The organism is Providencia sp. PROV223 (assembly GCF_028479245.1).
GTDB lineage: Bacteria > Pseudomonadota > Gammaproteobacteria > Enterobacterales > Enterobacteriaceae > Providencia > Providencia rettgeri.
Window position 1 is genome coordinate 45,460 of sequence record NZ_JAMPNG010000016.1, and the last position, 21,796, is coordinate 67,255.

Sequence of the window (21,796 nt, forward strand, 5' to 3'; positions counted from 1 at the left end):
GACTCAATAAATGAATAAAATCATATTAAGTGGCATATTGCTGTGTATGACCAGTTCCGCATTTTCCCGCCCAAGCCAGACTATCCCGAGTATGGACGAGCAAGTCAGCCAATTTTATGATATCCAACAAACGGATATGACTTACGGTGACCGTGCGCTGCGCATTTACAGTGCAGTGCCCTATAATGTCACCGCACAACGCCCTATCCTGTATATGCTTGATGGTAATGGTTTATACCCCAAAGCGGTTAATCGCGCAGTTGAAAAGCTGCCAGCGGATAAACTACCGATTATTATTGGGATTGGTTACCCCATTGACGAAGCCTTTCCAAAAGCATGGCGAACCTACGACTATACTCCCCCTGTTGCGGGTGACGAATTTAAACAAGGGGGCGGTTCCCCTGCGCTATACCAATTTTTAACTGACACTATTCGCCCATGGGCAGAAAAACAGTTTCCTATTGATAAAAGCAAACAAACCCTATTTGGCCATTCATTTGGTGGATTATTTACCTTGATGGCGTACCAACAACAACCGGATGATTTTCAGTTTTATGTTTCTGCCAGCCCGTCATTATGGTGGGGTAAAGGAAGTATGGTAGATTTAGCGAAACTGACAGCGAAACAAGCGGCTTCCCCCCTATTTGTGACTTTAGGCGGTTTAGAAGAGAGCCCTGATTTATCCAAACTGAGCGCTGAACAAGTGCAAAATTACCAAGCGCGCAAAAGTTGGATTAGCACACGCCAAGTTTGCACTGAGATTGCAAACCACCAAAGGCACTGTGAATTTAGGTTATTCGACGGCAAAAACCACGGTTCAGTGATCCCCGATGCTATCGATAAAGCCCTTGATGTCGCTAGCCAATAAGACTAATTGATGGGTTTTAGGAGATCGCTGTAGAGCTCTGCTAGAACCCCCTTTTCGCCAAATTCTTTACGGATCCACTGCGTCACAAGCCCAGTAGCTGAATGTTGTGTGGCTAATAGCATATGGGAATCTTGTCGTGGGTTCTGAATTTGTTTTGTTACCAACAAACCATGTTTAACATGGTCTTTGATCATATAATCGGGTAAAAACCCAATCCCTTCACCTAATATCTGACACTGGCATTTAGTATTAAAATCAGGCACTTGAATTGCTTCTTGCCCATGTAACAACCAACCCACCCGCTTATTAATGGTATGCGCGGTATCTTCCACCATAATATTGGGATAAAGGCGTAGCTGGCTCTCAGCGATGGGCTCTGGCATCAGTGCCAATGGGTGAGTTGCTGCGATAGCAAATTGCCAGTGAATCGCACCGATTTCAGTGTAGTCAATTCCACCGCCATCCATCAACGTACCCGGAGCACCAATCGCAATATCTGCATGGTTATTAATAATGGCATCCCAAACCCCATTATACACCTCGGTTGTCACAGTGATGTGGCAGGTAGCAAACTGTTTTTTTAATATTTGTAATAACTTAGCGGTATGATACGGCGTATATAATAACTGATTAATACAAATACGTACCCGCGCTTCAATCCCCTGCTCAATAGAATAAATACTTTTTTGAATGGAATGGAAATTATTGAGCAAGTCGGTTGCTTTACGATAAAAATAATACCCTGCTTCTGTGAGTTCAATATTACGGGTATTACGAATAAATAACGCGACATCTAAATAGGTTTCAATACGTTTGATGGTATAACTCACCGCAGAGGTGGTCACGCCTAACTCTTCCGCTGCTTTACTAAAACTCGCAAACTTCGCTGCTGTTGTGTAAGTCAGTAAGTTTTCTTCCGTAAAAATTGAGTTCATACCCACCGCCAAAAATGTTTAAAATTTAGACAAATCATGTTTTTATGTGAATAAAATTCAATAACGTAAAAATCAGATTATTTTTCGAGCATATTTTTATAGCTTAACAGAATTATTAACAACTGGAATAGATTAAATTTGATATGCATTTTCCCCAAGTAAAAACCCTACCTTTAAAGTCACTATTAATATTCGAAATACCTAATATTATTGAATTAAATAGGCAAACCAAGTATTAACATTCTATACAGACACGATCAATAAAATTACAAATTTAACAAATTAAAAACTTCCAATTTGATGTCTATCACAGAACTGAGTAAATCATGATTTTCGATTTTAATTAACAAAAAAAATCACACAATTTGGACCACAAAATAGCCATAAATCATCAAAAAACGCTAAAAAAGAATGCTCGCACGCACAAAAAAGCCAGATTATTGAATTAAATTCAATAATCAAATGCCCCATTGATGAATTAAATTTAAATGGATTCTTTTTATTAATGACAATTGCTATGCTCTAACCATCATAAATAATCTTTAAATTGTCTTTATCTATGTTGGTGATAGCAATAAACCAACCTAAGGGGAAATGATGACAGCCAGTACTCTCGCTCACGATTTTTTAACCGCAGCTGAACAAGGACAATTAGAGTTATTAAAAAGTTGTCTCGAAAAAGGTGTGGATATTAATATCACTAACCGCCAAGGCCGCACTGCGATTGTTAATGCAAGCCTAAACAAACATTATGAATGTGTCTCTTTCCTCATTAATGCAGGGGCCGATATTAATAAACAAGACCAAACCTGTTTTAACCCTTTTTTATTAAGCTGTCTTAATAATGACCTCACTTTATTACGCATTGTCTTACCTGCAAAACCCAATTTAGACTTATTAACCCGTTTTGGTGGTGTGGGAATTACACCAGCCAGTGAAAAAGGCCACGTGGAAATTGTTCGCGAACTACTTGAAAAAACCGATATTAATGTCAATCACACCAACTTTGTTGGTTGGACCCCTCTATTAGAAGCTATCGTGCTCAACGATGGGGGCGAAAAACAGCAGCAAATCGTTAAATTACTATTAGACCACGGTGCGAACCCTCATATGACTGATAAATATGGTAAAAAACCATTAGAGTTAGCACATGAAAAAGGCTACAGCGAGATTGCTGAGTTACTGATTGCAGCAGGGGCATAGCGAAATCATAGACTCTAAATAAGATAAGGAGGCATGTGAACGCATCCATATCTCATCGGCAAAGGTTATACGGGCTAACGGCTGATACACAATTTCTCAATCTGTTGCATCAGCCCTCACCCCAAGGAACGATAGAACAAGTATTTAATAAAGCCATTAACTTTTCTATTGATAATGCACTTTATACATTGCTTTGTTCTCAATTAGATAATGCTCCAAATAGTTGCCGATTAATAAATAAAAATTTTTCTCTTTTCAATATTAAAAAAGGAGAGTCTATTAATTTATTAAATAAAGAAATATTGATTGGTGATAATTATTTATTATCATTTTCTTTATGTAAAGAATGGCGGCAACCTGTTATCAACTTTAGCGATAACAAACTGAAAAATTCAAATTATTTATTATATATCGAAAAGCAAATAAATCGTTTGGATTTAATCTTAACTGAAAATAAAAGCTCTCTATTTAAATATCAGGGGGATAACTTTTTTTATCTCTCTATGATGAAGCAATTGGTTCAATTACGCTCTGAATTGATTGAATCAATAATTAAGAAAAATAAAGAAAATATTGTTTATGTGATCCGCCAGTTTGTTGGATTGGGTATCGGGCTAACTCCTTCAGGAGATGATTACTTAGTTGGGTTAATGGCATTTTTATTATTAATCGGTCATCCGGTTGCCACTTTTTACCCTGAATTTTTTAAGGGAATAACCCAAAGCTTAGGCCAGACGACACCAATCAGTGCCATCACATTAGAAAAAGCGTTAAACCGAGAATATCGCGAAAATATGCAGCAATTAATTCAATCATTAGTTGATGCGAAAGAAACCAATATTTATCCACAATTTTTAGAGATTTTAAATATCGGGTCGAGTTCTGGCAGCGACATGCTATTTGGCTTGCGAGATGCCCTGTATATCACCCATTATTTCGGAGAAAACTATGTCGACTAAAGTTGTCATAAAAAAGAATACCTATTTTGATTCCGTATCACTGATGTCTATTTCGACAAAAGCCAATCAACTCGACAATGTCGAACAAGCGTTTGTCGCGATGGCAACAGAGATGAACAAAGGCGTTTTACGTAATTTAGGGTTACTAACACCTGAATTAGAAGAAGCCAAAAATGGCGATTTAATGATTGTCATTAAAGGCCCAAGCGATGATGCCAACGAAGCCACATTAATTGCTATCGAAGAGTTATTTAATAAGAAAAACCAAGGTGGCGGGCAGCATGAAGCTAAATACGCCACTATTAATTCAGCGAAAACACATATCCCAGATGCCAACCTTGCCGTCATTTCAGTAAACGGTCAATTTGCTGCCCGTGAAGCGCGCATTGCCTTAGAAAATGACCTCAACGTTATGTTGTTTTCCGATAACGTCTCCATTGAAGATGAACTCGCGCTCAAACAGCTGGCTAGCAAGAAAGGCTTGCTGATGATGGGCCCAGACTGCGGAACTGCCATTATCAACGGAACTGCGCTGTGCTTTGGTAACGATGTACGCCGTGGCAGCATTGGTATCATCGGTGCATCCGGTACGGGTAGCCAAGAGCTCAGCGTCCGTATTCACGAATTTGGCGCAGGTGTTTCTCAATTAATTGGTACTGGTGGTCGCGATTTAAGCGAAAAAATTGGCGGTATCATGATGATTGATGCCCTAAAAATGCTCGATGCCGATGATGAAACCCAAGTTATCGCTCTGATTTCTAAGCCACCAGCCCCTAGCGTAGCCAAAAAGGTGCTAGAACAAGCAGAAAAATGCCATAAACCTGTTGTTGTGTGTTTCTTAGGTAGCCAACCACTACCAGAAGACAAACCGGGTTTAACCTTCGCCCAAAGCACCAAAGAAGCAGCACTGAAAGCCGTTCTATTAACCGGTATTCGCAAAGAAGATTTAGATTTACACCCGCTCAATTTACCGCTAATTGATGAAGTCAGAGCAAAACTGAAGCCTGAGCAGAAATACATTCGAGGCTTATTCTGTGGTGGAACGCTATGTGACGAAGCCATGTTTGCCGCGCTGGAAAAATACGATGATGTTTACAGCAATATTCAGCCAAACTCTGACTATCGCTTAAAAGACCTCAATAAAAGTATTGCACACACCTTCCTCGATTTTGGTGATGACGACTTTACCAACGGTAAACCACACCCAATGATCGACCCAACTAACCGTATTGAACGTTTACTGCAAGAAGCTCGCGACCCTGAAGTGGGCGTCATTATGATGGACTTCGTTTTAGGCTTTGGTTCTCATGAAGACCCTGTGGGCGTGATGATTGATGCGATTAAAGAAGCGAAGAACATCGCCAAACAAGATGGTCGTGAATTAGAAATTTTAGGCTATGTGCTGGGCACTGACCAAGACACCCCATCGATGGATGCGCAAGTCAAAATGCTAACAGATGCCGGAGTCATCTGGGCAAGTAGCAGCACCAATACCGGTTTATTAGGGCGTGAGTTTGTATGGAAAGGGGAGAAAGCATAATGACTTCATTATTTAAGCAGCCATTAAATGTCATCAACGTTGGCATCGAAATGTTCAGTGATGACCTGAAAAAACAACATGTTCCGGTCACGCATTTAAACTGGACACCTCCAGGACAAGGCAACGTTGCGGTTATTCGCGCCCTTGACCAAATTGAAGGTAATGCCGCACTACAAGAAAAAATTGCGGCGGCTAACGCCCAAGCCCTTGAGCGTATTATTCAATCTCAACCTGTGTTAATCGGTTACGACCAAGCGATTAATGTCGTTCCCGGCATGACTAAAAATACTATTCTGCACGCAGGTCCACCTGTCGCTTGGAAAGATATGTGTGGCGCAATGAAAGGTGCGGTGACTGGTGCACTAATTTTCGAAGGCTTGGCAAAAGATTTAGCCGATGCAGAGCGCGTTGCGGCCTCCGGTGAAATCATCTTCTCACCTTGCCATGAACATGATTGCGTCGGTTCGATGGCAGGTGTGACTTCAGCTTCAATGTTTATGCACATTGTTGAGAACAAAACCTATGGTAACCGTGCGTTCACTAACCTCAGCGAACAAATGGCGAAAATCTTACGCATGGGTGCCAATGACCAAAGCGTCATCGACCGTTTAAATTGGATGCGTGATGTTTTAGGCCCAATGCTACGCGACGCAATGAAAATCGTTGGTGAAATCGACCTACGTTTGATGCTTGCGCAAGCACTGCATATGGGCGATGAGTGTCATAACCGTAACAATGCAGGAACAACCTTACTTATCCAAGCGCTTACAACAGGGATCATTCAAACTGATTTCTCTGTTGCACAACAAAAAGAAGTGTTTGATTTTGTTGCAAGCAGCGATTACTTCTCCGGCCCAACGTGGATGGCGATGTGTAAAGCCTCAATGGATGCGGCTCACGGCATCGAATACAGCACCGTTGTTACGACCATGGCGCGTAATGGCTATGAATTTGGTTTACGCATCAGTGGGTTACCAGGTCAATGGTTCACAGGTCCTTCTCAGCAAGTTATTGGCCCAATGTTTGCGGGCTACAAACCAGAAGACTCTGGTTTAGATATCGGTGACTCCGCTATCACAGAAACCTACGGTATTGGTGGATTTGCGATGGCAACCGCACCCGCCATCGTTGCGCTGGTTGGTGGTACGGTAGAAGAAGCGGTCGATTTCTCTCGCCAAATGCGTGAAATCACCTTAGGTGAAAACCCGAATGTCACTATTCCATTATTGGGCTTTATGGGTATCCCTACCGCCATTGATATCACAAAAGTTTCTGCCAGCGGCATTCTACCGGTTATCAACACCGCGATTGCCCATAAAGATGCAGGTATCGGTATGATTGGCGCAGGTATTGTTCACCCGCCGTTTGATTGCTTTGAAAAGGCCATGCTGTCTTACGCACAGAAATATGCTTAGTTTTCAGCCATAAAAAAAGACGCCCAACTCCGGTTGGGCAATAAAAATAAAACGAATACCCTGATTGATTTTATTTGAAAAACAGTGCTGTAACTCAAAATATAGGAACATACCCTAAATAATTTGAATTGCAGCTAGGCGGCAAGTAAACGAGACCCTAGGAGCATACATAAGTATGTGACTAGGGCGAGTGAATGCAGCCAACAACGCTGCGGTTCAAAGTATGACGGGTATACAGGGGAATACTTAAAATGAGTATATTCAAAATCAAGTGGAAACGTGGGGATTTGGCCGCCTACTTCGGCTTAATGACCAACAACCTAACCAACCTACTCACCATGATGGGCCTGTTAATTTTCGTTGTCGGCATCCCATCTGAAATTGTTTACGGTCGTATCGCTCCCGCCTTTGGTTTCGCTGTTTTACTTGCCAGTGTGAGCTATGCTTACTTTGGTCAGCAAATGATCAAGCAAACCGGGCGCAATGACGTCACCGCTTTACCATCAGGGCCGAGTGCGCCTTCTATCTTTACAGTGACGTTCTTAGTTATCATGCCGGTCTACCAAACCACACAGAATGCGGAATTTGCGATCCAAATCGCGCTGGTTTGGTGTTTTGTTGAGTCGATGATCCTCGTGGGTGGTTCTTTCTTAGGTGAAACCATCCGTAAGATGATCCCACGCACCGTACTGTTATCCTGTTTGTCCGGTTTAGGGTTACTGTTACTGGCGATGAACCCAATGCTGCAAGCGTTTGAAGCCCCAACGGTTTCATTCATTGTGCTGTTATTAATTTTCATTAACTGGTTTGGTAAAAAACCGATTTTTGCTCGCATCCCAACTGGCTTATTGCTGCTAATTGCCGGTACAGTATTGGCATGGGTTTCTGGCTTGCAAAGTGCGGAAGCAATCAAAGACTCAATGGCATCATTTGGTTTCAACCCACCGGGTATTCATATTGATAGTTTCTTCCAAGGCCTGCCACACGCTCTGCCTTACTTAGCATCAGCGGTACCACTTGGTTTAGCAAACTATATCTTCGACCTGGAAAATATCGAAAGTGCGCATGCTGCAGGTGATGAATACAATACGCGTAAAGTCATGTTAGCTAACGGTTTATCATCGACAGTTGGCTGTTTTATGGGTAACCCATTCCCTGTCACTGTTTACGTAGGTCACGCAGGTTGGAAAGCCATGGGAGCAAGCGTGGGTTATACATTAGCATCCGGTATCACCATGTTTATCGTACCACTATTCGGTATCGGTGCCTTCATGTTAGCTATCATTCCAATGACCGCTATCGTACCGATATTGGTATTCATCGGGGTCGTCACCGCCAACCAAGTTGTGCGAGAAACACCAAAAATTGAAGTTCCCGTTATCTTTATCTGTCTATTCCCATGGATTGCTAACTGGGCATTGACGATGGTTAATAGTGTTATGGGCGCAGCAGGCACCTCTGCGAGTGCGATTGGGGTTGAAACCTTGCTACACAAAGGGGTTTATTACCAAGGTCTGGTTCATTTAGGTAACGGAGCACCTTTAGCCAGTATGCTGTGGGGCTGTATTGCTATCTTTGCTATCCTCAATCAACCACTGCGTGGAGCCATTGCTGCTGCCGCGGGAGCAATATTAGTATTCTTCGGAATTATTCACTCCCCAGCGGTCGGAATTGCTACTGGTTCAACCTTGATGTTTGTTTACGCATACCTCATGATGGCAGCTTTATTTGTACTCAAACACTTTTTAGACAGCCGGAAATCGGTGGAAGAACAACAAGCTGAAAAATCTGAGAAACTCAGTAAGTCAGTGTAACCAAGCCAACCTTTTATAGTAGGTGTGCGCTGTACACCTACTATCAGCTAAATCTCTGTCTCAGGAAACATTAACAATGAAAGAACTCGTGGTTGTTGCCATCGGGGGCAACAGTATTATCAAAGATAACAACAGCCAGTCTATCGAAGCTCAAGAAAAAGCCGTTCAAGAAGTTGCACACCACATTAGTGACATGCTTGAAGGTAATTACAACATTGTTTTGACCCATGGAAATGGACCTCAAGTTGGATTAGATTTGCGCCGTGCTGAGATTGCTCATGAAACCGAAGGTTTACCTTTAACACCGCTGGCTAACTGTGTGGCAGATACTCAAGGTGGAATTGGCTATTTAGTTCAACAAGCTTTGACTAACGTCCTAGCAAAACGCCATAACCGCCAAGCCATTACCGTAGTGACTCAAGTTGAAGTGGATAAAAATGACCCAAACTTTAGCGCGCCAACCAAGCCGATTGGGGCATTTTTTACTGGGCAACAGGCTCAGCAATTACAGCAAGAAAACCCAAACTGGCATTTTGTTGAAGACTCAGGCCGCGGCTATCGCCGTGTGGTGGCTTCCCCCGAACCAAAACGTGTTGTTGAATCACAAGCGATCCGCACCTTAACAGAACACAATTATGTAGTGGTTGCCGCAGGTGGCGGCGGTATTCCAGTCATTGATAACGGCAATGGTGGCTACAAAAGTGTTGATGCGGTGATTGATAAAGACCTATCAACAACCTTGTTGGCGAAAGAGCTCAATGCCGATATTTTAATTATCACCACAGGTGTCGAAAAAGTATGCATTCACTTCGGCAAACCTGAACAAAAAGCACTTGGCGAAACCACCACCAGCGACATGCAACGCTACATGGAAGAAGGCCATTTCCCAGCAGGTAGTATGTTACCGAAGATTGAAGCCAGCCTATCGTTTATTGCCAACGGTGGTAAACGAGTGATCATCACCACCCCTGAAAAACTACCAGAAGCTTTACGCGGTGAAACCGGAACCCATATTGTTCAAGGGTAAGTTTCTATAATCTGGATCATGCGAATTTTTTGTTCGTCGCAAACTGCAGTATCCCTCAGATCGTTTGATGACGATCTGGGTGGATAAGTATCGCTTAAAAACAGGAAATTCGGCAGTAAATGGATATCACTAGGAGTTTCTATGAAAGCAGAAAAATCATCCGGCAGAAGAGAGTTCCTTTCCACCAGTGCTAAAGTGGCTGCCGCTTGCACTTTATTTGGTGCGGTATCGGGCTTTGCCTCCGCCCAGAGCCAAGCTAGCCAAACAGCAGGCCAATCCAGTATCACGGATAAACATTATTACCTTGATGACGTGTTACTCGAAACGGGCTTTAATTACCATGATTCGACGGTCGTCGGCACCCAAACCGCCTTACATACCGTAGAAATCCGTGACGGTAAAATTGCAGCCGTTTTACCCAATAAACAACATGCAGATGGCACATTGAATGCCTATAGTGCGCAAGGCAAACTCATGCTACCGGCCTTTCGCGACATGCATATCCACCTCGATAAAACCTTCTATGATGGGCCATGGCAGGCGCCACAGTCACGTGAAGGTAAAACGATTATGGATATGATCGCGTTAGAGCAAAAATTGCTACCTGAATTACAACCTTTCACGGAAGAAAGAGCAAATGCATTGATCGCGCTGATCCAATCCCAAGGATCAACGATTGCTCGTAGCCATTGTAATATCGAACCCGTTTCCGGTTTGAAAAATTTAGAAGCCTTACAAAAAGTGCTTGGAGAACACCAACAGGACCTAACTTGCGAAATCGTCGCCTTTCCACAACATGGTTTACTACATTCCAAGTCAGAAGGTTTAATGCGTGAAGCCATGCAAGCAGGCGCTCATTACGTTGGTGGTTTAGACCCAACCAATGTAGATAGCGCGATGGAAAAGTCTCTCGATTCGATGTTCCAAATTGCGTTGGACTACAATAAAGGCGTGGATATTCATCTACATGAAACAAGTCCCGCAGGCGTTGCCGCTATCGATTATATGATTAAAACGGTAGATGAAAACCGCAGTTTGCGCGGTAAAGTGACCATCAGCCACGCCTTTGCATTGGCAACATTAAACCCTGAACAAGCAGAGAAAACGGCGAGACAATTGGCAGAGCAGCAAATCACCATTGCTTCAACTGTTCCGATTGGCACACTGCATATGCCACTGAAAACCCTAAATAAAAATGGGGTATTTGTGATGACCGGAACGGATAGCGTGATTGACCATTGGTCGCCCTTTGGCCTAGGTGACATGCTAGAAAAAGCCAATTTGTACGCGCAGCTCTACACTCGTCCTGATGAGTTATCGCTGTCCCGCTCACTGGCCATCGCAACAGGCAATATTTTGCCACTAGATGAAAAAGGCCAACAAGTGTGGCCAGCTAAAGGGGATGATGCCAGCTTTGTGCTACTTGATGCATCTTGTTCTGCTGAGGCAGTCGCACGGATTTCCCCAAGGTTCGCGACTTTTCATAAAGGCCATTTAGCCCACGGAATGATGCCGAAGTCTGCTTCATAGTGATAAAAGAATAGCGCCTATAGGCGCTATTCTTGCCACGTTATTTTTTCAGTTTGAGCGTATTAAAGATTAAATCTAATAAACCTGAGTTATCGACGGATTGCAGTACAGTAATTGGCTTTGTTTTTGGTTCAGGAACTCCGACCCGTAGGCGCAGTGAGTCATAGCAGAAGCTTTTGCCGCGCAGTGCCCCTTGTAGCTCAATACCTACATGCTTTTTATCATAAGTCACCAAACTCTTATCCAATAGCCATGCAACGGTTAACACATCATGTATCCAACACCCTGCTAAATGACGTGTCGCACGTGAATAGTCCATCCACGGTCGCATTGTTGCCACAAGAAAATGGCTCAGTGGCGTATCAATTTGTGCAAGCTTATCGAGATCCTCATGCACCATTTGCGTTTGTACCGTAACATCCATCGGTACTAAAGTCAGGTTTGCCCCACTATTAAGCACCGCATAGGCTGCTTCAGGGTCGACACCAAAATTAGTGTCTTTCAAATACCCCGGTACGTTAAAAACCGCCCCCATAACCACTATCTCCGCCACGTTTTGAGCCATGTCAGGAAACAGCTGAATTGCTATTGCGATATTAGTTAATGGGCCAATGGCAATAATCGTGATTTGTTTCGGGTTTTGGCAAACTAATTCACCAATACGTAACGCGGCTTCTGGGATAGACTTCGGTAAACTGGGTATGGGTGGAAGACCGTCCCATAGGTGCGTAAGTTGCGCTCGTTCAGCGCCGTTATCGAGTAGTTCACGCCATGGCGCGCTAGTTTCAACCAAGGCTGACGATGCACCACGATAAACAGGAATATTTTCACCCAGTGAATGAACTAAATGGCTGGCAACGTCAAAGCCAATTTCGCTAGGTGTATTACCCGAAACAGTGGTGATCATTTCCAATTTGATTTCAGGTGCAGCGATAGCCAGCGCAAGTGCCAGACCATCATCAACATTCGCACCAACGACCCCATTACCGGGGTCGCAATCTATAATCACTCGCATAAATTTCCCTGAAACAATAAATAATCAGCACCCGCATGAGTGCCCGATTTGTAATTCAAATTCCACTTCACAGATGGCTTCTTTAGATGGCCAATTTTGTAAAATTTGTATCGCTCTTTGCGCTATTTTATCAACAGGCTGGCGAACAGTTGTGAGAGTTGGAACGGTATATTCTGATTGCACTGTACCGTTAAAACACACCAGTGCAATGTCTTCCGGTACGCGTAATTTTAATTCTGCTAAGGCTTTTAAACAGCCAAAAGCTTGCAATTCATTCGTAGCAAAAATAGCTTCAGGGAACCCCTCTTCCCGCATCTGATAGATAGCCTGGTAGCCCCAAACGCGGGTATATTCCCCTGATAAAATCCATTTTTGTTGTATCGTTAAGTCAGCTTCTGTGAGTGCAGCTTTCCAACCATTTAAGCGGTCTTGGGTATTGAGCATCTCATTTGGGCCGCAAATAATGCCAATATTTTGATAGCCATGCTTAATGAGATGACGAGTAATTTTATAGGCTGCGAGCTTCTCATTCACTTGAATGGTACTGATCCCTTCTGTGGCTTCAATCCTATCAAGCATCACACAAGGCGTGCCTGATGACTGAATTAAATCAACATAGGGATGCCGGTCAACACTGGTATAAATGAGGCCTTCAACTTGCCTTAACAACAGGTTATTAATCAGCTCTTTTTCACGAACTCGTGAATCTCCCGCATCACCCAGCAACAAAACATGCCCATATTTAAACGCTTCTCGCTGCAAGGCATGCGCAATAGAGGCTAAAAACGGGTTAGAGATATCGGGGATCACTAGCCCATAGGTTTGAGTGCTACCCGACGCTAGCGCTTTTGCAATACCATTTGGCCGATACCCCGTTTTTTTGATTGCTGCTAACACCTTTTGCCGTGTTGCCTCTGCAACAGGACGAGGGCCATTGTTAATTACATAACTGACTACCGCAACCGAGGTTCCGGCTTCGCGGGCAACATCTACCCGCGTCACTTTACGGTCATTCGCATCAGACACTCAGCAGTTCCTTTTTCCAACATGACGTTGCCAAAGAATAGCAGCCACTCTGATTTTTATATACAACCATGCTCACTTATATCGCATCTTCAGGCAGGTTTAAGTCACGACCTCGGGTTTCTGGTGCAAAGAATGTGGTCACCAAACCAATGCCAGCCATTCCAATAAAATAGACGGCAATTGGCCACCACTGACCTGTCCAAGACAACAGTGCAGATGCCACTAATGGAGCTGTACCTCCGGATAAAATAGAGCCGAGTTCTTTAGCAAAGGCCATTTTAGTATAGCGATTACGCACGCCAAATAATTCTACGCCCCAAGCCGCTTGTACCCCGAAAATGCCCAGTGATGCTAACCCCATTCCAACCACTATCGTCGGGATAACGATCATCGGTTCGCGAGAGTCTAATAACATAAACGCGGGTACGGCATACAGCATCAATAGGAAACAGAACCAACGATAAACAATACGGCGCCCAAATTTATCTGATAACCACCCTGCAAATGGAATGATGGCAAAACCAAGGATTGAAGCAATTAAAACCGCCGTTGTTGGCACAGATTTATCCACCAACAATATTTTGGTGACATAACCGATGATAAAGCCTTGGGCGAGATAAGATGGGCCGTTTTCGCCGATACGTAACCCGACCATAGTCCAAAACGCACGCGTTTTTTGCCAAAATGAACGGTTATCAACAGGATGAGCCACGGTATCAGATTCCAATGCAAGGCGACGTTCTTCAGCAAGCTGCTCTTTTTGCCTTTCAAAAACAGGTGTTTCTCGCATATGCTGACGAATAAATAACGCCGCCAAGGCGATTAAAATACTGCCAAGGAAGGGAATACGCCATCCCCACGACATCAGGCTTTCTTTGTCCAATTGTAAAACTATCAGCCAAATCATTGAGGCCAGTAATGTTCCACTGTTGGAGCCTAATGCAATGATTGATGAAACTAAACCGCGACGTTTTACGGGGGCGTATTCGCCTAGCATCACTGTTCCACCGGATAGCTCAGCTCCCGCACCTAAGCCTTGGGCAAACCGTAGAATGACCAAACAAACGGGCGCCCAAACACCAATCTGTGCATGGCTGGGTATCGCACCAATAAGGGTGGTAGATAACCCCATCAATGCAATCGTAATCACCATGACCATTTTTCGGCCATGTTTATCACCTAACCAACCAAAAAATAGCGCGCCAATCGGGCGGGCGATAAACCCAACGGAATAGGCGGCAAAACTGGATAACAGCGCCATAATAGGCGTTGCATCAGGGAAGAAAACATCACCGAAAATAATACCTGCGGCTAAACCATAGAGAGCAAAATCCGCATATTCCATGGTTGTACCTAACCAACAAGAGAAAATCGCCCGCCGGAAATCTTTTTTTCCTTCCGGCGTACTTAACCGCTCTTGCGCGGCTTGTTGATTCGCCTCGATATTTAATTGTGTAGCCATAGTTATAAACCCTTGGTGTTGGCGCAAAGCCTATTAATCAAAAAATCTAACTGGCGTTTTTTATTTACTTAAAGGATAGTCTACGCGCGTAGAATTAAGCAAACGAGGGTATGCTATTTTGTGAGCGTTATCACTTGATGACAAAAATATGAATTTTATGTGACTGAAATAACACGATAAAAAAGAAATAAGAATAGAAAGTGGCGATTAGAGATCTGCTGCTCTAAAAAAATAATCTCGCTTAACTGAAATAATCATTTTAAATGATGCCCTAAAAATAAAAGCCACGTTCGAATAAATACCGTGGCTTTATCTGTTTATTTGACACTCAATAGATACTCGACAATATCACTCAACTTATACCATTTCATCCAAACTTCATCGTTAATTGGTTGCCCTGTATACTGTTCGATAGCCGCTATCAATTCCAACATTTCTAAAGAATCAATATGTACATCTGCGATTAATGTCGAATCAAGCGTAAAATCATTTGTAATACCAGAATAGGTTCGAATCTGCTGAATTTGCTCAAATAACCACTGCCAGTGAATTTCTGTCGATGAGTTCATTTTATTCACCTTAAGACTGCTTAGCATAATCTAATTTTTCATTTAAATTACGTGTCATTAATCCTTCTGCAGACAATACAACTTTAGCATTGCCATCAATATAAGATGTTCTATAGTGAGAGGCATTTTTAATGGACAAAAACGATTCTGTCTCTGCCGGTTTGGTTGATTTCTCCTGCACAAGTTCTCTGTTATTAGTCAATTTCACACCCTCAGGGACTTTTTTATCTATTAAGTAACTGCCGTAATGGCTACCAAACTTAGGTTTAATATCCATTGGTTGGTTACTTTTACTGGCTAATTTAACCGAGGATTTAAACCGCTCTTCAATCGATTTCATGGCGTCTTCTTCCTCAACAGATAAAGGCTCCCCGTTAAGACTTTTTAGATGAACATTCGATTTAATTATTTCAACCTTTTGGTCATTTTGAGCGTCGCTATTAAGGGAATCGTAATCTGGCGCAGGCTCTGTTTCTCTTGTATTCAATCCCCTTTGTGGTGATGTTACGTTTCTTTGTAATAAAGGTTCATTAATATCAAATGGCTTATCATTTTCATGTGTATTTGATGAAGGGAGCTCTTGTTCTGTACTAACATCAGCTCCTTGATAAGAAACTTGCTCAGCATTCTCACTCAATGGTGAGCTAGCGTAATTATTTATTATAGTTGTTGTATTATAACTATTTGCAACCGTTCTAGACGGGTTCGCTACTAATTGACGAGTTAAACCATCAACCTCATCACTTGGTAATTTATTGTCAGAGCTTTCCTGTTTCACAGATGCCGTTAAATTCATTTTGACTTTTAACGGCATAATGATGCCTATTTTTTTCTCTATGCTACGAAATATATTATTTAATTGCTGATACTTATCGCCATACTGATTAGCAGGAACTTTATTATATTCCATTATTAATTTAAAAATATCACTATCTAGCTGTTCATTTGCTTCTGTGACTAAAAACTTATCTACTGAGTAGCTTTGAATTTCATTATCAGGGAAATATGCAGTTAATTGCTGTTTAATTGCCGGGGAAACATACTTCTCTTGGTAACGTGTTACCAAGTCATTATTCCCTTTAGTTAATAAAAAATTAGCAAGTTGCGTATCTACCTTTTCCTGTTGACTATTTAAAATATCTTTAACATTTTTATCTTTACTTAAATTTTTTGTACTTATACTTTTAACTAACTCTGTCGCTGCAGAAAGTAATGCTCGTGGTATTTCTTGAGGCTCAAATAACGTCAATACTACCAATGCACTTTCAGGTCTATGGTTTATCTCCTGCTGTAAAGTACAGCCATGCCCCCCAGCATTTAATGCCTTCTCGACCATCTCATAAGTAATATAACGATCAGAAGAACTAAGTAGCTGTGTAATTTCTTCTATTTGTTGTTGATGGTTACTTGCATGTAATTCATTAACATCGCCAGAGATATTAATTTCATTTTTAATATTATTCTTAGGTAATAAACTTTCTGTTCCCGAGGGGATAATTTTATTTAGTTGATTAGAAAACCCACTGCTAATTTTTTGATTATGGTTAATATTATTAATGCTAGTCTTACATGGGCTGTGAATGGATGATATTGACATCATAAGCTATCCTTATAATAAACGATTATTAATTTCTTTTATACATGTTAAATATTAACTAAACCGCTATTATATTGGTTTAGTTCTTGAATTAATTTTATCAATAACTGAGTTAATGTATCAAAGTGACTATTATCTTGGCGAAAAGTCTCTAATAATCGAGAAACAGAACTATTAACTGCATTTTTTTGAGCATCAATTGCCGTTTGCAGGCTTTGCACAGTCTGAGCCATTAATTCCACGCCTGCAGTTTTCCAGCCGTTTGTCGTATCCTCAACATCATAAATCGCCGTCATAATTTCCTTGAGTGGCGTAATGTCTGGGTAAATACGAATAACTCTCTGACCGTATTCTCCTCTTATGTCAACACGAAAGCCTTGGCCATCAAGCTTTTTTTTCCAAAAATTAAACGCTGAATCACTATAATCCATTTCATATATTTTTTCAGCACTACTGTCAGATTCAGACCAATTCTTGTAGTAATCTCTATTATCATCATCATCATCTGTCGTCAGAGGTTTATCTTTTTTTAGCTCATTTAGTCTTACTTCTTTATGATCTGTATATTTGTTAAAAAGTTCATCGAGTCTATCTAATAACTTGACGCGCTGAAATTTTATTTTTCCATTATCCCCTGCTTTAATATATTCGGATATTTTACCGAGAGCGGTATTAACATCCTGCATATATTTTGTGGATGATTTTATTATGTTTCCAAAATCTTTTTGATAGCCACTATTAATATTTTTTATTATTTTTTCAACCTGACCAATATGGCTTCGTCCATCTTCAATCGACCGCGACCGTGATGAATACGCTGCCGCACCATCGGGTAATGTCGCGAACTCGTCAGATAACTTTATTAATACTCTAGAGGTGTTGTCCCCTGATATTTTCAATTCTCGGATTAAAGCATTTGCCTGTTCAGAAATATCGTTTAGCTGCTCAAAAACAATATTAGTTCGTTCTATAGGCTTGGCTATTTCATCACATAATTGCTCATAATAACTGACGACTTGTTGATAGATATCCAAATTAGGATCAATCGCAACACCTTCCCCGATAGGGGAAGGATTATTATCAATTAAACCGACATTATTTACGCGCGAAAGCTGAATATTTGCCAACAGGTTCAATGATGTTGTACTCATTATTACCCTCGCATTGCAGATTGGGATGTACGTGTTTTAGAATCACAAATATCCCTTAAAGCTTCATCCATTTTCTTCAACAATTCCGTATTTTCACTCATTGTTTTCTCTGCATTTTCAGAGACTTTACGTGCTGCTGATGACGTTTCCTGTTCTATCATCGCGCTAGCACTTTCCGCTTTAGCTCCAGCTTGTGATGCCGATCCTGCCATATTTCCTGCACTATCGGATAAACGAGCCCCTTGCTCTGCTACACCACGTTTCACACTCTCTTTAGTGACAATATTATTATGATCATTAAGCTGATTTTGGCCATGAGCTTTCGTGCTATCTGCTGCATTTTGCATATTTTTCGCAACTAACGTTTTCTGCCCTGCTGTTGCTTGGTCAACCATCTCAATAGTACTACCGTCCTTACCTTTAAGTACGGTACTTCCGTTATTTTTTCCAGTTAGTTCAGTAACTTGACCATTGAGCTTATTACCCGAATTAGTATTATTCACACCCGCTTTTAAGTTAGCGTTTATCGATTTATTTTGCGTATGTAACGATTTCGCTTGGAATGCAGCACCTAAGCCACTGATACCTAAGGAGACGCCAAAATTAATCATGGCGCTCTCCATCATCTTTTTTCCTTCTTTAATGGTGGATGCGGCGGCTGCCTCCACCATTTTGCCACTTAAGATGTTAAATGCGGCATTCAATTGGCGGTCTGAGATTTTAATTTCGGATGCAACTTTGCGGATAAGTTTTGATATTTCAACAATAATATCACTGCTGATAATACCAATATATTCACTCATCTTCGTGGAGCTAATGCTTCCAATCGCTTTTTGTTCTGCATTTTCAAAAATATGATGTGACTCATTAGCGAGTTTAGGAGGACATGCACTTAACAGTATTGCCGCCTTTTCTATTTCGTCTGAATCAAGTTCTGATAGGGCGCCCATTAATTGTTCTGGCATTATTTCCCCATTCGATGGTGACTTTAATACCGGCTTATCTGAAAATTCTGCGAATGTTAATTGTGGCAAACTTGCTAAATTAATTTCTTGTCGAGCCGCTGGATGAGTTGAAACAAATATCTCTTTTTTATTTCCTAGTGCTTCAGCACTAAAAATAGCTTTATTGGCTATTACGGGTTGTGTCGTAATGGCTGTCATTTAAAATTACTCCTTAGTTTACGCAAAGCGTGCGGTATTCATCATATCGACTTTACTTTGGCTCGATTTTTGAAGACCATTAAGCATTGATACGAACATTTCATCAAACTGCTCATAGTTTTTCGACATAGCTTGAATTAATTGGTTAAGTAACTCGGTAATCGCTTCGATAGCAGCGTTATTTAGCATCATACCGGCGAGCATCTCTTTCATTTTTTCTCCCATTGATGCTGCATACACATTTAATCCCCCTGTTGTTGCTGCACTTGCAACTGTAAGCCCTGCATTCATACCTCTTGCAGAAACTTCTAATTTGGCCATAGCGACACTTGGGTTTTTGGTGTTTTTTGCCGTTTCACCAACTTGCTTAATGGCTTTAGTGCCATCAGCTACCGAATCACTTGCTTTTGTCGTTTTGGTTGCAACGTTACCCAATGCATTCATTAAGCTTTTTGGCATTGATTTGACGGTGTTTTTTAGTATGCTTCCAGCATTTTTCAGCAAGAGTTGGGCCGCACTTTTAACGGTATTAGCAATATTTTTAACCATTGACCCCATAGAAAGTAACGAGAAGGCTAAGAATGCTATCGCAGCAACAATCATTCCCACAATGCTACCAATCTGCTTCGCTTTATCTTCATCGACACCAAAGCTGATCAACACATCCGTTACTGCTGAAGAAATTTCATTGGCAAGCATCTGCATTAAGCTCCCGTGCCCTGTTTCTTCCAATACAATATCTGCAACCGCCATCGAAATACCAATAGCGGCTATTGCGAGTGTTAACGGTGCTGCCGTTCCAAAAGAAGCGACGGTGGCAATCACTGAAACAGCTAAAAGTACATAACTAAAAACTTTACTGGCACAAGATGCCGCTTTATTGGCTTCAGCCGCTTTACGCTCAGATTCCTCAGCCTCTTTTGCTTTTTTATCCGAATTTTTCCGAGAAGCTTCATTGATTTCCATCATCACTGCTTCTTGCTCTTTCATATTACGAATAGAGTCTTCATTCATGACTTTTTTAAGCTGAGCCGTCAGCATTGTTAAAAGCGATAATGTGTTCTCCCATTTATCACCATCAACCTCAACAGGCCTAGGGGCTGTTTTGATAAATGCATCCAGTTTTTTGCTAGCATCGCCAGAAATTTTTATAAGATCATATTCTTTATTTATTAGAGCGTTATAATTATTTTGAAGTTTATCGACATTTTCAGTTAGTGTTTTAACCTTAGCCTTCAATAAACCTGTTGTACCTTCTAAACCATCTCGTTTATTTTTTAACTCATCGAGCTTGTTGGAAAGTACTTCCACTTGCTTTTTAATATTAACTTCTTCGTTATAAATTTCTTCCGTAATAGGCTTATCAAACGTATTTATTTGCTCTAGTCGTTGTTCACACTCACTTAATTTTTCCTGTGTATTCGTAATTTCTTTTATGTTACGTTCTACAGGAGATTGATGTTCCTTTAGTGAATCTAGGGCATTTGCCAATTTAGTTTTACCTAAATCTAATTGGTCTTTAGCTTCGCCCCGTTGATTTTCAATATTGGCTGCTTCTTCTGTAGAATTCGCAAAAGAATCAAGTAACTCCTGCCCTTGCTTTCGTAAAGCGGTTGACTCAAGGTTTAAAAGCTGTAACCGATTATTTAATTCACCAATATTGCCTTCATGTAACAACTGACGTATTGTCGCAAATGTTTCAACCAATAAAGCCGTTGCATTAAATGTTTGGCCTTGTGGAGATGACTGAGTACTTAACCTAGCCTTTGCCATCACAGGTTTACCCAAGCGAGGTGAGCCTTCTATCTGAATTCGTTTTGTTTGTTCACCCAACACTAACTCTCTACTCACATCCTCTAAATCTAAAACTGATTTTGTAATATCTTCACTCAGCTTTAATGGGTTATTACCTTGTAAAAAGGTATGAATATTCTTTATTCGCTCACTATTGCCAAGATTTGTAATATCAACCATACGATAACCTCGTTATATATTAGAGTCTGTTAAATCAGGACTTATTTTAGAGTCCTTCTTTAATGCACTTAAATAGATTTGCGATTTGTTTTGCAAGTCCACATCAGAACTACTTTCTAAAACACTTTCAAAACAGTGAATCGCTGCACTACTTTTTTTCATCATTAAATTACATTGCCCTGCATGAAAAAGTGGGCGGTAATCATTTTTAGCCAATACAAATGCTAAGGCATATAATTCTGTTGCTTTCGCATATCGCTTCGTTAATTGATAGACGGCAGCAAGGCCCATGACATAATCTGTATTATAGAAATCATAAATACTTAAAAATCGAAAAAAAGTTTCTGCTTCTTTTAATTTACCTTGTTGATAGAATTCGTATGCATAAGAATAAATGCCATCCATCGTACTCTGTGGAATACCGTGTATATCTTTATAAGTGGCACCATCCATTAATGCAGTAGTAATATTGTCAAGTAATTCTTCCATATCCATTTGTTGAAAATTGTTTGTTTCCGCATTATTCATATATTTACCTTATTGTTGAT

Annotated in this window: 18 protein-coding genes; 8 read left to right on the top strand and 10 right to left on the bottom strand. The window is 41.2% G+C overall.

The genetic code is table 11. The features are described from left to right. The first annotated feature begins 10 nt into the window (after positions 1-10). The gene (locus tag PR767_RS16340) at positions 11-868 is read left to right on the top strand and encodes an alpha/beta hydrolase (protein ID WP_042851465.1); all 858 of its coding nucleotides are present in this window, start codon (positions 11-13) and stop codon (positions 866-868) included. 2 nt (positions 869-870) lie between these two features. Here the strand turns inward: PR767_RS16340 and PR767_RS16345 are convergent, their stop codons facing one another. Further along, complete coding sequence (locus PR767_RS16345) at positions 871-1,803, bottom strand: LysR substrate-binding domain-containing protein (protein WP_109912354.1); 933 nt, start codon at positions 1,801-1,803, stop codon at positions 871-873. A gap of 597 nt (positions 1,804-2,400) precedes the next feature. On the opposite strand from PR767_RS16345, the gene PR767_RS16350 reads away from it, so the two are divergent. The 7 genes from PR767_RS16350 to PR767_RS16380 all read left to right on the top strand — a co-directional run bounded on the left by PR767_RS16350 (position 2,401) and on the right by PR767_RS16380 (position 11,291). Further along, positions 2,401-3,006, top strand: a complete 606-nt coding sequence (locus tag PR767_RS16350; RefSeq protein WP_109912352.1) for an ankyrin repeat domain-containing protein — start codon at positions 2,401-2,403, stop codon at positions 3,004-3,006. Positions 3,007-3,041: 35 nt separating this feature from the next. Then, positions 3,042-3,965, top strand: coding sequence for a DUF2877 domain-containing protein (locus PR767_RS16355; protein ID WP_109912349.1), 924 nt, complete (start codon positions 3,042-3,044; stop codon positions 3,963-3,965). Next, entirely contained in the window at positions 3,955-5,505 is a 1,551-nt protein-coding gene (gene fdrA, locus PR767_RS16360; protein ID WP_109912346.1) for an acyl-CoA synthetase FdrA, read from the top strand. Before PR767_RS16355 ends, fdrA begins: the two co-directional genes overlap by 11 nt. Continuing rightward, complete coding sequence (locus PR767_RS16365; RefSeq protein WP_272520614.1) at positions 5,505-6,920, top strand: DUF1116 domain-containing protein; 1,416 nt, start codon at positions 5,505-5,507, stop codon at positions 6,918-6,920. The genes fdrA and PR767_RS16365 overlap by 1 nt, the downstream gene beginning before the upstream one ends. 251 nt (positions 6,921-7,171) lie before the next feature. Beyond that, positions 7,172-8,734: a hypothetical protein gene (locus PR767_RS16370; RefSeq protein WP_004266166.1), complete on the top strand. Its 1,563-nt coding sequence runs from the start codon at positions 7,172-7,174 to the stop codon at positions 8,732-8,734. A gap of 76 nt (positions 8,735-8,810) precedes the next feature. Next, a complete protein-coding gene (locus PR767_RS16375) occupies positions 8,811-9,761 on the top strand; it encodes a carbamate kinase family protein (RefSeq protein WP_110731485.1) in 951 nt (316 codons plus the stop codon). Positions 9,762-9,902: 141 nt separating this feature from the next. Next, on the top strand, positions 9,903-11,291 hold the full coding sequence (locus tag PR767_RS16380) for an amidohydrolase family protein (RefSeq protein WP_272520615.1): 1,389 nt from the start codon (positions 9,903-9,905) through the stop codon (positions 11,289-11,291). A gap of 40 nt (positions 11,292-11,331) precedes the next feature. On the opposite strand, the gene PR767_RS16385 is transcribed toward PR767_RS16380, so the two are convergent. From PR767_RS16385 to sicA, 9 genes are all read right to left on the bottom strand, one after another. Further along, positions 11,332-12,306 carry a nucleoside hydrolase gene (locus PR767_RS16385; protein WP_272520616.1) on the bottom strand — a complete coding sequence of 325 codons (975 nt, stop codon included), beginning with the start codon at positions 12,304-12,306 and terminating at the stop codon, positions 11,332-11,334. 24 nt (positions 12,307-12,330) lie between these two features. After that, positions 12,331-13,332: a LacI family DNA-binding transcriptional regulator gene (locus PR767_RS16390; RefSeq protein ID WP_272520617.1), complete on the bottom strand. Its 1,002-nt coding sequence runs from the start codon at positions 13,330-13,332 to the stop codon at positions 12,331-12,333. A gap of 76 nt (positions 13,333-13,408) precedes the next feature. Next, complete coding sequence (locus PR767_RS16395; RefSeq protein WP_109912337.1) at positions 13,409-14,794, bottom strand: MFS transporter; 1,386 nt, start codon at positions 14,792-14,794, stop codon at positions 13,409-13,411. A 317-nt stretch (positions 14,795-15,111) separates the two neighbouring features. Beyond that, complete coding sequence (locus tag PR767_RS16400) at positions 15,112-15,363, bottom strand: acyl carrier protein (RefSeq protein ID WP_004266172.1); 252 nt, start codon at positions 15,361-15,363, stop codon at positions 15,112-15,114. A gap of 10 nt (positions 15,364-15,373) precedes the next feature. After that, positions 15,374-16,963 (bottom strand): hypothetical protein, encoded by a 1,590-nt coding sequence (locus PR767_RS16405; protein ID WP_272520618.1) that lies wholly within the window; start codon positions 16,961-16,963, stop codon positions 15,374-15,376. A 44-nt stretch (positions 16,964-17,007) separates the two neighbouring features. Next, positions 17,008-18,111, bottom strand: coding sequence for an IpaD/SipD/SspD family type III secretion system needle tip protein (locus PR767_RS16410; protein ID WP_272520619.1), 1,104 nt, complete (start codon positions 18,109-18,111; stop codon positions 17,008-17,010). Between the two features lie 2 nt (positions 18,112-18,113). Beyond that, positions 18,114-19,274, bottom strand: a complete 1,161-nt coding sequence (locus PR767_RS16415; RefSeq protein ID WP_272520620.1) for a hypothetical protein — start codon at positions 19,272-19,274, stop codon at positions 18,114-18,116. Positions 19,275-19,292: 18 nt separating this feature from the next. Continuing rightward, complete coding sequence (gene sctE / locus PR767_RS16420; RefSeq protein WP_272520621.1) at positions 19,293-21,248, bottom strand: type III secretion system translocon subunit SctE; 1,956 nt, start codon at positions 21,246-21,248, stop codon at positions 19,293-19,295. A 12-nt stretch (positions 21,249-21,260) separates the two neighbouring features. Next, complete coding sequence (gene sicA, locus PR767_RS16425; protein ID WP_115166352.1) at positions 21,261-21,776, bottom strand: type III secretion system translocator chaperone SicA; 516 nt, start codon at positions 21,774-21,776, stop codon at positions 21,261-21,263. Between the last annotated feature and the right edge of the window lie 20 nt (positions 21,777-21,796).

Bases quoted from the DNA above. Each gene is read 5' to 3' on its own strand.
- PR767_RS16400 (WP_004266172.1), bottom strand. From the start codon at position 15,363: ATGAACTCATCGACAGAAATTCACTGGCAGTGGTTATTTGAGCAAATT.
- PR767_RS16405 (WP_272520618.1), bottom strand. From the start codon at position 16,963: ATGATGTCAATATCATCCATTCACAGCCCATGTAAGACTAGCATTAAT.
- PR767_RS16410 (WP_272520619.1), bottom strand. From the start codon at position 18,111: ATGAGTACAACATCATTGAACCTGTTGGCAAATATTCAGCTTTCGCGC.
- PR767_RS16350 (WP_109912352.1), top strand. From the start codon at position 2,401: ATGACAGCCAGTACTCTCGCTCACGATTTTTTAACCGCAGCTGAACAA.
- PR767_RS16385 (WP_272520616.1), bottom strand. From the start codon at position 12,306: ATGCGAGTGATTATAGATTGCGACCCCGGTAATGGGGTCGTTGGTGCG.
- fdrA (WP_109912346.1), top strand. From the start codon at position 3,955: ATGTCGACTAAAGTTGTCATAAAAAAGAATACCTATTTTGATTCCGTA.
- PR767_RS16365 (WP_272520614.1), top strand. From the start codon at position 5,505: ATGACTTCATTATTTAAGCAGCCATTAAATGTCATCAACGTTGGCATC.
- sicA (WP_115166352.1), bottom strand. From the start codon at position 21,776: ATGAATAATGCGGAAACAAACAATTTTCAACAAATGGATATGGAAGAA.
- sctE (WP_272520621.1), bottom strand. From the start codon at position 21,248: ATGGTTGATATTACAAATCTTGGCAATAGTGAGCGAATAAAGAATATT.
- PR767_RS16375 (WP_110731485.1), top strand. From the start codon at position 8,811: ATGAAAGAACTCGTGGTTGTTGCCATCGGGGGCAACAGTATTATCAAA.
- PR767_RS16415 (WP_272520620.1), bottom strand. From the start codon at position 19,274: ATGACAGCCATTACGACACAACCCGTAATAGCCAATAAAGCTATTTTT.
- PR767_RS16395 (WP_109912337.1), bottom strand. From the start codon at position 14,794: ATGGCTACACAATTAAATATCGAGGCGAATCAACAAGCCGCGCAAGAG.
- PR767_RS16345 (WP_109912354.1), bottom strand. From the start codon at position 1,803: ATGAACTCAATTTTTACGGAAGAAAACTTACTGACTTACACAACAGCA.
- PR767_RS16340 (WP_042851465.1), top strand. From the start codon at position 11: ATGAATAAAATCATATTAAGTGGCATATTGCTGTGTATGACCAGTTCC.
- PR767_RS16370 (WP_004266166.1), top strand. From the start codon at position 7,172: ATGAGTATATTCAAAATCAAGTGGAAACGTGGGGATTTGGCCGCCTAC.
- PR767_RS16380 (WP_272520615.1), top strand. From the start codon at position 9,903: ATGAAAGCAGAAAAATCATCCGGCAGAAGAGAGTTCCTTTCCACCAGT.